Annotated in this window: 11 protein-coding genes and 2 pseudogenes; 7 read left to right on the top strand and 6 right to left on the bottom strand. The window is 58.5% G+C overall.

The annotated features are described in order from the left end of the window. The 6 genes and pseudogenes from NKK47_RS31745 to NKK47_RS31770 form a co-directional block, all read left to right on the top strand. Positions 1-770: pseudogene (locus NKK47_RS31745) on the top strand (IS110 family transposase); the annotation flags it as partial. A gap of 474 nt (positions 771-1,244) precedes the next feature. Then, entirely contained in the window at positions 1,245-2,513 is a 1,269-nt protein-coding gene (locus NKK47_RS31750) for a DegT/DnrJ/EryC1/StrS family aminotransferase (RefSeq protein WP_352579558.1), read from the top strand. 36 nt (positions 2,514-2,549) lie between these two features. Next, entirely contained in the window at positions 2,550-3,305 is a 756-nt protein-coding gene (locus NKK47_RS31755; RefSeq protein WP_352579559.1) for an amino acid kinase family protein, read from the top strand. Beyond that, positions 3,302-4,132: a nucleoside-diphosphate kinase gene (locus NKK47_RS31760; protein ID WP_352579560.1), complete on the top strand. Its 831-nt coding sequence runs from the start codon at positions 3,302-3,304 to the stop codon at positions 4,130-4,132. The genes NKK47_RS31755 and NKK47_RS31760 overlap by 4 nt, the downstream gene beginning before the upstream one ends. Next, positions 4,129-4,809 carry a methyltransferase gene (locus NKK47_RS31765; protein ID WP_352529059.1) on the top strand — a complete coding sequence of 227 codons (681 nt, stop codon included), beginning with the start codon at positions 4,129-4,131 and terminating at the stop codon, positions 4,807-4,809. The genes NKK47_RS31760 and NKK47_RS31765 overlap by 4 nt, the downstream gene beginning before the upstream one ends. After that, positions 4,806-5,399: a hypothetical protein gene (locus tag NKK47_RS31770; RefSeq protein ID WP_352579561.1), complete on the top strand. Its 594-nt coding sequence runs from the start codon at positions 4,806-4,808 to the stop codon at positions 5,397-5,399. The genes NKK47_RS31765 and NKK47_RS31770 overlap by 4 nt, the downstream gene beginning before the upstream one ends. Before the next feature lie 275 nt (positions 5,400-5,674). Here the strand turns inward: NKK47_RS31770 and NKK47_RS31775 are convergent, their stop codons facing one another. The 3 genes and pseudogenes from NKK47_RS31775 to NKK47_RS31785 all read right to left on the bottom strand — a co-directional run. Beyond that, positions 5,675-5,944 (bottom strand): DNA -binding domain-containing protein, encoded by a 270-nt coding sequence (locus NKK47_RS31775; protein ID WP_352579573.1) that lies wholly within the window; start codon positions 5,942-5,944, stop codon positions 5,675-5,677. Between the two features lie 845 nt (positions 5,945-6,789). Then, positions 6,790-7,563, bottom strand: coding sequence for a MurR/RpiR family transcriptional regulator (locus NKK47_RS31780; protein ID WP_352579562.1), 774 nt, complete (start codon positions 7,561-7,563; stop codon positions 6,790-6,792). A gap of 1,030 nt (positions 7,564-8,593) precedes the next feature. After that, a pseudogene (locus tag NKK47_RS31785) lies at positions 8,594-9,052 on the bottom strand (Tn3 family transposase); the annotation flags it as partial. A 33-nt stretch (positions 9,053-9,085) separates the two neighbouring features. Between NKK47_RS31785 and NKK47_RS35275 the strand changes: the two are divergent. Beyond that, complete coding sequence (locus tag NKK47_RS35275) at positions 9,086-9,241, top strand: recombinase family protein (protein WP_502894676.1); 156 nt, start codon at positions 9,086-9,088, stop codon at positions 9,239-9,241. 386 nt (positions 9,242-9,627) lie between these two features. Here the strand turns inward: NKK47_RS35275 and NKK47_RS31795 are convergent, their stop codons facing one another. The 3 genes from NKK47_RS31795 to NKK47_RS31805 all read right to left on the bottom strand — a co-directional run bounded on the left by NKK47_RS31795 (position 9,628) and on the right by NKK47_RS31805 (position 12,493). Continuing rightward, positions 9,628-10,155: an FMN-binding negative transcriptional regulator gene (locus NKK47_RS31795; RefSeq protein WP_352579574.1), complete on the bottom strand. Its 528-nt coding sequence runs from the start codon at positions 10,153-10,155 to the stop codon at positions 9,628-9,630. Between the two features lie 150 nt (positions 10,156-10,305). Continuing rightward, positions 10,306-11,208 carry a dihydrodipicolinate synthase family protein gene (locus NKK47_RS31800; RefSeq protein ID WP_352579563.1) on the bottom strand — a complete coding sequence of 301 codons (903 nt, stop codon included), beginning with the start codon at positions 11,206-11,208 and terminating at the stop codon, positions 10,306-10,308. A gap of 52 nt (positions 11,209-11,260) precedes the next feature. Beyond that, positions 11,261-12,493 carry a trans-sulfuration enzyme family protein gene (locus NKK47_RS31805; protein ID WP_352579564.1) on the bottom strand — a complete coding sequence of 411 codons (1,233 nt, stop codon included), beginning with the start codon at positions 12,491-12,493 and terminating at the stop codon, positions 11,261-11,263. Positions 12,494-12,574 lie beyond the last annotated feature (81 nt).

The raw sequence follows: 12,574 nt of genomic DNA on the forward strand, positions 1-12,574 counted from the left end.
GTCGCGCCTGAAGTTTTCCCGCATCTCCAGCGGTGGGGCGACGAAGCCGGCCGGGCCGGGCACACGGTCCAGCGGATCGCCGTCGCCTACGAGGCGGCCGGCGACGGCTTCTGGCTGGCGCGCTGGTTGCGGGCGCACGGCATCGAGGCCTATGCCATCCATCCCTCAAGCGTTCCGGTGTGCGCGAGCACCAGCGCGCCAAGACCGATCGTCTCGACACCGAGCTTTTGATGCGCGCTTTTCTCGGCTGGCTGCGTGGCGAGAAGCGCCATTGCTCCATGGCGGCAATCCCGACACTCGAAGAGGAGGACGCGCGGCGGCCGAACCGCGAGCGGGGGACCCTGGTCGGCGAGCAGACGCGGCTCATCAACCGCATCAAGGCGATCCTCGCCCGCTTCGGCGTCCGCAGCTTCCGGCTGAGCCTGCGCCAGGCGGCGGACAGGCTGGAGAGCATCCGAACGGCGGAGGGAACGCCGCTGCCGGACAACACCCGCGCCGAGCTCTACCGCTTCCTTGAGCGGCTCAACCTCGTGCGCGCGCAGATCCGCGCCATCGAACAGGAGCGCCTGCGCCGGCTGGCGGCGGCTCCGGCTGCGGCGAACGGCCCGCACGCGATGGTTCGCCTGCTCGCGCGGATCATCGGCATCGGCGTCGAGACCGCCGACATGCTGGTCAACGAGATGCTGTCGCGCAAGCTGCGCGACCGCCGCGCCGTGGCGCGCTACGCCGGCCTCACGGGGTCGCCGGACGAGAGCGGCAATACCCCTCGGGTCGGTTGAATACCTAGAAAATCAACGGCCCTCTCCACCAGTCGAGCCCGAAGTGCTGACTTCGCCGAGAGTACCAACTTTGGGACAGAGCCAGTCAAGGTGGCACGAGTTTTGAGCTGCCCGGGTACAAAGCAAGGGAAGCTGCCGAATAGCTTCCTGTGGTGCGAAACGCAACGGATGAAATGAAGGAAAGCAGACAGCATGTCAGATCTGATACGGATCCTTGTGAGGATAATTCTCACCACACAAACGCCGGTCACGAGTTTGAAGCCGCCTTTCTGAACTCAACGTGCCGAGGGTGTCACGGCACCCGGTTTTCCTCTCAGGGGCGAACTCTCAGCTCTTGAGCGTTCCGCCGTGGGCCGAGCCTCCGCTCGGACGCGTAAAAGCGATCGAAAGGTGGGTTGGTTCGGCTCTGCATTCGCGAGTGGCCGATGGCCGACACCACGATGAGGTTGGCGTCTGGAGGACTATATGAACAAGCATGGAAGCTTAGTCTCGGAAGCAAATGCAACGCGCATTCACCAGAACGACACTTCTCTCGCCCTCTTCGGAGGGATTCCTACAGTGCCGGCCGGGCGAGTTGTCCCTTGGCCAGCCGCCAAACGCAAGCATCTGAAGGCGCTCGCCAGTGTTGTCAAAAGCGGCAAATATCATCGAGTTAATCACCCTATTGTCACTGAGCTCGAAAAGCGCCTAGCGGAGTGGTCGGGCAACTGGTCTGTGCGCGCTGTTGGAAGCGGCACAGCCGCTATTCACGTGGCCCTCGACTACTACCGGAATCGAGGCCGCCGAGCTGTCACCTCGGCTTTGAACTGGCCAGGAGCCGTCGGCCCCATCGCGATCAGCGGACTCGAGCCGGTGTTTGTCGATGTAGAGCCAAACCTTGCGGGGGTTGATCAGAAGATGGCGGCCGCTCTCATCGAGCCCGGCGACGCGGTGGTGCTCATAACTCATCTGTTCGGAAATAACATTTTGGTTCCGGATCTTAGGCTGGCTGCGCGAGCGAGTGACGTGGCCATTATTGACGATGTTTGTCAATCGATTGACGTTGCGAAAAACATTGTCAATGGATCTTACTTAGAGACCGACGCACTTGCTCTTTCAGGAAATGGGGCCAAACACCTCGGAGCGGGTGAGCTTGGGTTTGTTCTGACAAGGGACCCTGCTCTGATTCACCATGTCGATAAGGTTTCGCTGACAAGCTCGTCGCGATGTGGAGCTAGAATTTTCTCCCCGAGTTCGAAAGGTTACAATTACCGACCCAACGTATTCTCTGCTGCTATAGCCAATCACAGGCTCAAGCGCCTAGACCGGCAGCTCAAAAAGAGGCGAAGCAACGCAATGTTCCTCTGGCAGGAAATTGGCCATCTCTCAGGGCTTCTGCCTCTTTTCGATCCAGCAGTTGATCAACAATCAATGCTTAGTCTCCCGCTGCGTCTTGAGCCGGAAAAGCTCGGTTTTCTAGCTGGCCCTTCGGCCAGGGATTTCATCGTTAAGCTCCTTCAAGCCGAGGGAGTTCCGGTCATGGTTTGGCTAACGAAGCCCGTTTTTGACTATCTCCCGGATGTCAGCAAAAGATGGTCAAGGACCGATTTCCCAAACACGATGATGCTACTGAACACTATGTTTTGCGTGTCGGAGATCGCTCCGCCAAACGGCGCAGAAGTGATGAAATTGTACGCAGCCGCATTTCAAAAGGTCTGGGCAGCGCTTCCAAATCTAACCTCAAAATTCCCTTAGATCGTGTGTTTGGCCAGAGGGCAGGAGGGCGAGACGATGGACAGCTTAATAAAGGGCTTTCTGCCATATGGCTTTTCAATTGTTGTGAAATTCGGCGGGAGCATCATGCGTGATCTTGCGGTGTGTAAGCTTGCACTGGCTGAACTTGAGCGTCTCGCCGGTGACGGCCATCGAATACTACTTGTTCCGGGCGGCGGCATCCCAGACAAAGCAATTGAAATGATTGATGCGGCCAAGCCATTGGAGTCGTCTACGGCGCATCATGCGTGTGCGCTAGCACAGGACCAAACGGGGTATTTGCTTGCGGACGCCGCCTTCTCTTCCAAGCTTGTTCCATCGGCCAGCCTAGGTGAGTGCCGAACTCTCGCGAGAGTCGGAAAGATTCCAGTCCTGCTACCTTCCCGTTTGCTGTTTGCAGCTGATCCAGTGGAATGGAGTTGGGATGTTACATCCGACGCCGTTGCCGCGTGGGTCGCTTGGCTCACCGGAGCACCACGGCTGGTGATTTTGACAGATGTTGATGGCGTGTATCGTGGTGGAGCAACCGAAGATCCCGCTGCACTTATAGAGCAGATCGCTGCTCAAGATCTTGTCCTTCTCGGCCACACGTCGGTTGACGCGTGCGCGGTCCAGTTCATGGCACAGAAACGCCTCCCCGGCGTGGTGATTAACGCTCGTCATTCTTCTCGTCTCTCCGATTGGCTCGAAGGGAAGCGCGTTAAAGCGACCAATATCACCGTCGGAAGCAGGAAAGCCTATATCGCAACCGAGGATCTGGGGGGGGCGGCATGATGCCCTCCACGGCACTAGTAGTTTATGGCCCAGAAGTCGCTCGCTCCGGAATCACGTGGCTGCTCGACGAGTTTATTCGCAGGCGAACCGGCTTGGAACTCGCGGAGCGATTCTTTTCAATCCACAATCGTAGATCGATCGATGCGTTTTATACCCTGACACATTCCACCGGCGGGAACCATTGGCCATTGGTGCTGGACTTGTTCGACATGCGTCCGGTTTGCGCCACAATCTGGAGCGGACCTAATGCGCTGCACCTATCGCAAGGACTAAAGGGTAATACACAGCCGGCCCATGCTAGAAGCGGCACCGTACGTAGTCTCTTTTTTTGCGACAATCCCGTGACGAACCTCCTCCATGTGAGCGACAGTCCAGAAGTAATGCAGGCCGAGCTGGCAATACTTCGGCGCCAATTCTTGGGCAACGAAGTAGCCGCTTGGAATTCCCTCGATACCGGCCAAATCGCCCATTCATCTTTCCAGATGTTGTTACACGTTCTTGGCGACAGGGGATCTGTGCCGATGCCGGACAATGGGGGTGATGGTAGCGCCTTTGCTCACGCGAGATCAAGTTACGGCAAAGCACTCCTACTCGCATCAAAGAGGGGCCTGACAACGGCCGTCCACCGGTACCTTCAGGGGGATCGAGCCGGTCTAGAAGGTATTGTTCAGCATGCGTCTGTCCGCTCATCTTGGGATCGCCTCGTTCTTGAGGCCGGTCTGTTTTCAATGCCTCTTTGGCATTCCCTGCTGAAGCGAACCGTCGATGCCGTCGAGCCTGAATCAGGTAGCGACGACTACCGTATCCATCTGGGGGAGCACATATGAGCGAACTCGATAGTATCAGGACAATGCTTCGGACAAGCCAACAAGGCAACTTTCCGCGCCATTTGCAGGAATTCGGGCTTGATCTGATCGTACTGGAAGGGGTTTTTCCTCCTGAGAGTTTCGAGGGTTGGCGTTGGATCAGCGAGAATTTCCCCCCATTCGCCGGGAAGACCATATTGGAAATCGGCTGCGGCTTCGGTCTTCCCGGCCTTCTGTTGGCAAAAAGTGGTGCGCGGTCGTTAGTAGCTTGCGACATCAACCAGAGGGCGGTCGCGAACACATTGGAGAATGCGAAAAGAAACGGCATCAAGAACGTGGAAGCTATCGAAAGCGATTTATTCACAAACATCCCCCGTCGCAGGAGATTCGACATTGTATTTTGGAATTACCCGTCGAACTTCGCTGCAGAAGACTACAAGTATGTGGATGACATCGAATGTGGCGCGATTGATCCAGGGTATAATTTGCTCAAGCGCTTTTTGTCGGAAGGCCCAAATTTCCTTACAAAAACAGGTCGTATCGTTCTAGGATTCGGGACTAATGCCCGTGACGATCTCCTTGAACACATTGCGGCTTCGAATGATCTCACAACTGTGATGCTGCGGTCCGGAACCTATCCCCACGTGAAGGTAGTTTACAGGCTGTTCTCAATATCCAAGAAGGATATAAGGATATGATTTCCGACCTGATGCACACTGGATTTGTCGCTATTTCGCCCAATCGGTGCAAAGATAGTTGGGTGGCCGGCAGCAGCGTCCTTTCGCAATTCATCCATCGTGTGCCGAGTGATGTTGACATTCATCATGTCAATTTGGACGCATTTACGGAAGCTGTGGACAAGGATACAAGGGCTCTGGCGTACGCCGGGTTCTCCATCGCTTCACAGCGACCTGCCGGCGCGGAGTTGGAGATCGTGTTTTTGAGGTCGAACGGGACCTTGGCGCTGAATTGGGTTCTCGAAGAGGAACGACCAACGGCGTTAGTTGATGATCCGCTTCTTGGGACACGGGCGAGCTTCGCGGACGTCATCGCGCGAAAGATTGAGATGTACTTGGAGGACCATCATTCGAAGCATCGGGATGATCTGCTTGCACTCCTGGATCATTCCGCCTTAATGGCTCCCGAAATCAGCCGGGACAAATTGGTTGCTATGATTTCCGCGCTAGTCCAGGGCTCGCAGGACACGGGTCAAATCCAATCTTCTTGCCCGCACAGATGGATATCTGACCACATTTGGCCAGTCACGGAACGATCTTTCATAGACTAGACTAAGACTATACATGTGAACCTAAAGGTCGGCACATGAGGTCTGCTCGGCCGCTCTGACAGAACTCCTGACGGACGAGAGAACTTCGTCCACGGCTTGATCCGATAGCGGAACCTTCATCCATCATGTCGCTCACCGAACCATTCATTGGCTTTCCGGCTTTCCGCAAGCTTCCGGCTTCGCCAGATTGGGGCGCTCCCTTTTGCGTCGCCTCTTCCCCTTACGCGTGATCATATCTGCCGTTGACAAGAGCAGGGTGTTGCCGCCTGTTCGGCTCAGTCGGCGAACAATTCCCTGTAACCTGCGGTCGCCATCCAGTTCGCTCTCTCGAGATTGCTTCGCGCGGCTTTCCGCGCGCGCTCCGGTTCTTCCACCGGATCGATGCCGAGGATGATCTGAGCCATCTCCTCATAGCTGGCGTTGTCGGCAGATGCATCGACAAACCTTAGATAGGTCCTGAAGTGCTCCCTATCGTAGGTGGTCAGGCTGTCGGACCAAGGGACTTCCTCTTTAAGGCCTGGTTCAACGTCTGGGTATTTCACCATCACATCGGGCTCCGGAAGTAAGAATCGGAAGTCGAGAATTTCCTTCGACACGCGGGCTAAGCGGAGAGGAAACATCGTCTCCAAGACGAGGTCCCGATTAAGGTCCGCAAGCCCCCGCTCGAGGCGATGTGCGCATCTGCGGGGCAAATCAGGCCCAGGTTAGAAAGGAATCGGAAAAAGGCTCAATACCATGCGGCTGCACATCTGTTTTCGAGGACTGCTCGGACAGGGCTTCGTAAAGAACCTCCAACAGGATGAGAAGCGTAGTCGGTCCTGCGCAACCGCTCCCGCGAACTCGGAATCAGCTCAAAATCGTCTTTTGATCCGCGTCATGACGACGGGGCTTGACCAATCCCCGCTGCTTGACTCGCCGACCCATAGTGCAGATTGCCTGCGTGTTTCGGCAATTCCCGGACACAGCCCTGGAGTGTACCCCACCCCTGTCCGGCTTTTGCGAAATGCGCAGATTGCCGGCAATCGAAAAGGCCCGACAGCAGTTGACACCCTCTTTCGAGCCACGGCAGGATCAACAAAGTGGTCGCTTCGCATCCTCGAGCTATTGCGCTGATGATACCGTCTGGACCCAGCACCGTTCCGGCTAGGCCGTAGCTTGCCAAATAGGCTAAAATGTCTGTTGCGGCGGGTGCTCGTCGAGTTTACTCACGCTCGTCCCCCTTGCCTGATCTCATCTCCGGTGCTGGGGGCTGGCAGCAAGCACCAGGTGGCGCGGCTCGACCTTCGCAGGAAACGCGGCGGTTCATGTTCGCCGCCTCTGGCTCGAGCACGTGCCCAAGGTGAGATTCGGGTATGGCGTCGAAACTGGCCGGATTAGCCTAGTCAGGCGTTCAAACTTCCCTCACCTGCAGACACTGGCAGAGATATTCGCTCAGCAATACTACAGGCGGAACATGCATCGCCGACCCGGACTGTGGCCAAGCTCCAGCCGAGGTAAACAAGACCGCCTCGTCGGCAGTCTGAGCGATCGGGCAGTCCGCGCGGGTCGTAATGGCAATCGTATATGCTCCGGTTTTGCGCGCAATTGCCAGAAAAGCCCTGGTTTCCTCAGTGTGGCCAAGCGAGGAAACGCCAAGAGCAAGGCCCGACGAGCCAAGTCTCCGCGCAAGAGCGTGAGACATGGTGGCGGACCCCGAGGAATGCGCGGGGAACCCTAGCCAGATCAGCCGCATGGCCAAAATATCAGCGCAGACTGAAGACGGCCCCGCGCCAAACACTTCGACGCGACGGGCCGCTCGGACGCGGTTGGCAAGCCCAGTAATTTGAAGATCGTCAAAACCTCGAGCGGACGCGGCAATTGAGCTTTGTAAAGCAGTACTGAGAGCGGCGACCCCCGGTGCTACGTCTATATCTTCTGGTGCGGCGCGTTCAGCCAGCTCAATCAGCATTACCCGCTCAATGTCGCCGCTGAGCGCAATCTTAAACTCGCGGAATCCCGAGAGTCCCAGCCTTCGGCAAAATCTTATTATTGAAGCAGGCCCAGTTGCGGTGTCGTGCGCTAGGTCGGCGATAGACATCGTTAGAACAGCCTTCGGATCTTGCTCAATATGCAGAGCTATACGTGCGAGCGCATTCGGAGCCGTATTGATTACATCATGGATCATGTCTAGCAGTGATTGCTGTGTCCGTCGGGGCTCTTGCATACTGTCCTAAGGTGTTCGATTCAATTGGAACTCAACTCCCCTACCCGAAGGCAAGGGAAATCCCCTGAATAACTCGAGTCTGCTGCAGGTGCATTGACGCAGATCAAAGACAAGTTCGATGCCGGATTTCCGGCCTGCTTCGTTCGCGGCGGCAGCCATTCCGAGCACCACGCTTTAGATGTCAGTGCGGATTCCGACGACAACGGCGTTCCGACCCAAAAACCGGATTCTCCATCGGTGTCCGCGAATTTCTGGTACACGCATTCCAGCTGGAGCACAGGTTCATGCCGACCTGATGGCAAAGTTTGTGTAAGCCAGCCAAGGTGGCCCGCTGTGTGGCAGCCAGATCGACCAAACATCGCATTCTCCAGCGGCGCAAGTCCCCCGGACGAGGCCGGAGTCGCACCTTTCGGGGGCCAACCTGCTCCGCTGAGCCCTCCGTTGGTCCTAGCGCTTTAGGTCTTGTGCACTCTTACGATTGACTGGGTCTGAGCCACTCCCACGGCTACGAAGACGAACCCACCTTGGCGTTCTTCACCTATGTAACGCAGTATCGGCGCAGATTGGTTCAAGCTGCAAGATGGATGCGATTGCGCCCCGCCATCTTGGCGGAATAGAGAGCCGTATCAGCCCGAGCCAGCATATCTCGGTGGTGGTGTCGCCCGCGCGAGCAGTAGCGACTCCAGCCGAGAAGGTGTATCCAAATTCTAACTTCTCCCTGAGCGGCCGTGAGTTGCGAACACAGTTGAGCATCCTTGCGATGATCAGCTCCGCTGCAGCAGCTAATGTGTTTGGCAACACCAGGACGAATTCTTCTCCGCCCACGCGGCGAAACAGTCGGATCGTCTTACCTCTTTGTTCCCCCGGTCGACGAGTGCCGCCCTGAGACCCTCGATAAGGGATGCATCTTCGGAGTAAAGAGGACGCCCTATCGGCACCTACGCAAACTGTTGTTGAACGACCTGGCTGCAGCGCCGAGGCGCCCAAGATCGCGATCTTCAACCAGGCGCACGCCGTCGAGCTTGTTCCGCTTGAGGCGGTGCGCAAACTTTTTCAGCCGCCAATCGAGCTTCCGGCCGCGCCGATCGAGCCATTCGTCGGCGGCTGACGGCAACCCAAGTTTCGAAACGATCGGTGCGGCCACCGGCTCGGGCAAGAGATAGCTGTCGAAACGACGGTACGCGGAAGACCGTTCCACCCACACGTCCCCAGAACGCAGCTTGTTGCGCAAATGGGCGAGCATTGCCGTTTCATAGAGCGGACGATTGATCTTGCCATCCGGGCCGATCACCAGCTTGCGCCAGTCCTTCTTGAACGGCATCGGCGCATCGGGGGGAACATCGCGTTTGCCCGATCTCTTCAGTTCGCGGAGCATACGGATTCCGGCGATCGTGCGGGCGCTTCTCCGCCCGCCTTTGAATTCCAAGGCCTCGATCAGCGTCGAGGCGAACGCCAGATCGACCTGCTCAGTCTGGAAGAGAAGATCGATACATCCTCAGCCGCAGGCGAGCTCGTGTTCCGTGTATTCGGTGCGATCGCTCATTTCGAGCGACGGCTGATTTCCGAGCGCACGAAAGATGGCGTGGCTGCAGCACGGGCGAAAGGGAGACAACCCGGTCGGCAACCGCTCGACATGTAAAAGGTCGAGGCCGCCATCAAGCTGATCAAGGCCAACATGTCGCCGACCGAAGCTGCGAGGCACTGGGTCTCGGCCGATCGACCGTCTATCGCCGAAATGAGGCGACTGGGCATCAGTCGGCCAGCGCAGTGAGCACTTCCGACGCTTTGCAAACTCTCGCTCTGGGAACTTCAAGGGCAAAGCGTGACCCGTTTTCGTCGTTGACTGCTCAATTGGGCCGACCGCTACGCCTGGAAGGCTGACGTTGCTGGGTCGGCTGGACCAGTCTCTGGAAGGCGGCGTGCAATTTCGTGTGCCAGGCGCTTATCGTTCGCTCGGCTTTTCGCAGTACCATCCAGTAGGGCAAGCTTTGCTGACATTCATCAAAGTGCGATGGGCCACGCTCTTCAGCCTTGTTCGGGCTTCCGGCGGGCGGCTGCAAGCATCGCCTGACCGACGCGCCGGTCGCCTTGGGCGTTCAGCATTTCGCCGGCATTGCAGATATCACGTGCCTCCTTGTTCTGGCTGAGCTTGGCTTTGCCTACAAGGCGGGTGATCTCGATCTCCAGGCCGATGATCGCCTTCACCATAGTGTCGATGAAGTCCTTCGGTGCGTTACCCATCTTCCATGGGACAGGCTCAGTCGCCTCGTGCCTGTGAGTCAGTTTGGCGACATTGCGGCGGACATAGCGTTCGTCGTCGTGGATTGTGATCCGTCCATATGCATGTGCGACGAGGTAGTTCCAGGTCGGCACCTGCTTGTGGAACTCCTGCTTGCTCGGATACCACCGCGGCGAAATGTAGGCGTCGGCGGCGCGGAACACCACGAGCACCTCATCGCCGGTCGCCACGTCCTGCCAAACTGGATTGTTGCGTGCGACGTGGCAGCGAAGGGTACCGTTTTCTCCCTGTGACGTGTCGAGTTCGAAGGGGATGTGATCGGCGTCGAGACCGCTCCAGCCATGGTTATCAGAACGCCGAGTGCGTTGTTCTCGATCAGTTCGTAAAGGACTTCTCGGCTCGGTTCATCGAAATGAGCGGGTAAATACATGACAGTTCCTTTCACTGGCCGCCGGGTTCGCTGTTCACCGGCTGGCATCCGATGGCAAGCGTTCCAACGCGGCGGCGATCTGGCGCTTCGCTGCTGAGGGCAGAGGCAGGATGGGACGCGGGGGGTCGGCACGGCAAATGTCGAGCAATTCGGCAAGTGCATAGACGACGCGAAGGCTCGAGAACTCCTTGAAGAGGCTCCAGAGCGGCGCAAGCGTGGCATCGATCCGTCGCGCTTCGGCCGCATCGCCCTGTTGCGCCGCCGTGACGATCTTCACGCAGACCTCGGGCAGGAAGCCGGCGAGGACGCTGTACCATGTGTCGGCGCCGGCGATCATGGCCTCTGCAGCGTTCCAGTCGCCGCTGTAGCCGATCGAGAACCCTTCCGGCACAGTGCGCCTCTGGTCGGCCAGATGGCTCTTGATCGCATCGCCCTTGTCTGTCGGATTCTTGATAGCGACAATCCCACCCACCTTTGCCAGGCGGCTGACGAGTGCTGGGGTGAAATGGAAATGCGTCGTTCCTGGATTGTCGTAGACGACGATCGGCAGGCCGCTCTCGCACGCCACCGTCGAGAAATGTTCGAACACCTCGTCCTCAGTGAGCGGGGTGTAGGAGGCGGCCGCAAGCAGCCCCGCGGCAGCTCCAAGGGCCTTGGCGTCCTGCGCGAACCTCACTGCTTCATCGGTGCGCAACGCGCCCACACCCACCACGACCGGCGTTCGCCCGGCGATTTCGTCCAAGGTCTCGGCGAGCGTCCGTCGCCGTTCCTCGCGCGACAGATACATGTAGGTGCCGGTGCTGCCGAGAAGACCGATGGAGTCGACCTGAGCGGCGCCAAGCCGAGCAATCAGCCTGCGCAGAGCAACGGTATCGACGCGGCCGTCACGATCGGCGGGCGTGATGGGAAACGCGGAAAGACCGCTCAAGAATGCCATGGCAAGGCTCCAGGTTTGTGCGTGAGCGCAGGACTGGCCGGACGACAGGTCATCACAAGGCGTCCAGAGCCCGCCGCAGGTCGGCGATTAGGTCATCGGCGTCTTCAAGACCCACCGAGAGACGCATGAGGTCCTCGCCGACTCCATCGGCCAGATGCGCATCCTTGCGGATCGGCTGACGAGCACGGGTCAGGCTTGCCGGATGATAGATGAGGCTGTCGGCATCGCCGAGGCTGACAGCCCGGGTGATCAGGTTGAGCCGGTCCATCATCCGCCGCGCGCCCTCGAACCCAGCGTGGAGGCCAAAGGCCAACATGCCCGACCCTTGGGACATCTGCTTTCGCGCCGTCACCTGATCAGGGTGCGAGTCGAGGAAGGGATAACTCACCCATGCCACCGCCGGGTGCGCCTCGAGCGCCTGAGTCACCGCAAGGGCCGTGGCGCTGTGCCGTTCCATGCGCAGCGTGAGCGTCTTCAGACCGCGCAGGATCAGGAAGGCTGACATGGGCGAGAGCGCTGCGCCGGTGATGTAGCGCAGGCCCGTTTCGTGCAGCGTGCGGAGCGTTTGCGCGTCGCCGAGAATCGCCCCACCAAGGGCATCGCCGTGCCCATTGATGTATTTGGTCAGCGAGTGGAGCACGAGGTCTGCCCCATGTTCGAGCGGCCGCTGGAGCGCGGGGGAGGCGAAGGTGCTGTCGACTGCAACCTTTACACCGCGCGCGTGGGCGCGCTCGGCAATGGCAGCGATGTCGCAGATGCGGCTCAGCGGATTCACCGGCGTCTCGAAGAAAACAAGCCGGGTCCGCTCGGTGATCGCGGCATCGAGATTGTGAGGATCGGACAGGTCGACCGCGACGACCTTGATGCCGAAGCGGGGGACCGCCTGTTCGACCATGGCAAGCGTGTTCGCATAAAGCGTCCTGTGGACGATGAGTTCATCGCCTTGGGACAGGAGCGACAGGATCAGCGTCCCGAAAGCCGCCATCCCCGAGGCAACGACCAGACCTGCCTCGGCTCCTTCCAGATTGGCGAGCCGTTGCTCGAGGATCTCCGTCGTCGGATTGTATTCGCGCGCATAGAGCCTTCCGCCAAGCGCGGCGGCGGCCTCGTTCGCTGCCACGCTTTCGAATCCATAGGTCGAGGTCAAGAAGACTGGCGGCTGAACGGCATTGGAAAAGCCGGCGGGATCGTAGCCATGATGGATCGCCCGAGTGGCGAATCCGGGACCGGTGTCGTTGAGCGACCGCGTGAGAGCATCGGTTTCCGATTGATAGGAGCGGGTCATTCGGCCTCTAAGATCTTGCTTGGGTTTCCGAAAGATTGACGGCAAACTGGCCCATGTGAAATATCCAGTTGGCGATGAATG

This window comes from Mesorhizobium sp. M0019 (assembly GCF_040323975.1).
In the GTDB taxonomy this organism is placed as follows: domain Bacteria; phylum Pseudomonadota; class Alphaproteobacteria; order Rhizobiales; family Rhizobiaceae; genus Mesorhizobium.

What these genes read in the sequence shown, in the direction of transcription:
- NKK47_RS31755 (WP_352579559.1), top strand. Translation starts at nt 2,550, where the DNA reads ATGGACAGCTTAATAAAGGGCTTTCTGCCATATGGCTTTTCAATTGTT.
- NKK47_RS31780 (WP_352579562.1), bottom strand. Translation starts at nt 7,563, where the DNA reads ATGATCCATGATGTAATCAATACGGCTCCGAATGCGCTCGCACGTATA.
- NKK47_RS31800 (WP_352579563.1), bottom strand. Translation starts at nt 11,208, where the DNA reads ATGGCATTCTTGAGCGGTCTTTCCGCGTTTCCCATCACGCCCGCCGAT.
- NKK47_RS31760 (WP_352579560.1), top strand. Translation starts at nt 3,302, where the DNA reads ATGATGCCCTCCACGGCACTAGTAGTTTATGGCCCAGAAGTCGCTCGC.
- NKK47_RS31750 (WP_352579558.1), top strand. Translation starts at nt 1,245, where the DNA reads ATGAACAAGCATGGAAGCTTAGTCTCGGAAGCAAATGCAACGCGCATT.
- NKK47_RS31765 (WP_352529059.1), top strand. Translation starts at nt 4,129, where the DNA reads ATGAGCGAACTCGATAGTATCAGGACAATGCTTCGGACAAGCCAACAA.
- NKK47_RS31770 (WP_352579561.1), top strand. Translation starts at nt 4,806, where the DNA reads ATGATTTCCGACCTGATGCACACTGGATTTGTCGCTATTTCGCCCAAT.
- NKK47_RS31805 (WP_352579564.1), bottom strand. Translation starts at nt 12,493, where the DNA reads ATGACCCGCTCCTATCAATCGGAAACCGATGCTCTCACGCGGTCGCTC.
- NKK47_RS31775 (WP_352579573.1), bottom strand. Translation starts at nt 5,944, where the DNA reads ATGGTGAAATACCCAGACGTTGAACCAGGCCTTAAAGAGGAAGTCCCT.